Here is a 237-nt window from a genome sequence, read left to right on the forward strand (position 1 = left end):
GGTCAAACCAAGCACTAAATCGTTTTGAGATTTCTAGCCCTTTATGCAATTCTCTTGCACTTACAATTGGTTCGTGATTTTCGTTAAGTGTGATGTTAATAAGTTCGTTCATGTTGCTTCCTTTCTATTCTTGTTCTGTGTCATGAGCTTTCTTTTTAAAAAAATATGACTCAATATCTTCACCTGAGATAGACAACAATTCCATAGCTTTGGAAATTTCTGGTTGCTTCCAAATTG

General features: G+C 34.6%; 1 protein-coding gene. It reads right to left on the reverse strand.

The genetic code is table 11. From position 1 onward, the window contains the following. Positions 1 to 124: 124 nt before the first annotated feature. Complete coding sequence (locus QCD70_RS19285; protein ID WP_367316759.1) at positions 125 to 235, reverse strand: DUF739 family protein; 111 nt, start codon at positions 233 to 235, stop codon at positions 125 to 127. Positions 236 to 237: the final 2 nt, after the last annotated feature.

The organism is Agreia sp. PsM10, from assembly GCF_030433855.1.
Lineage (GTDB): Bacteria > Actinomycetota > Actinomycetes > Actinomycetales > Microbacteriaceae > Agreia.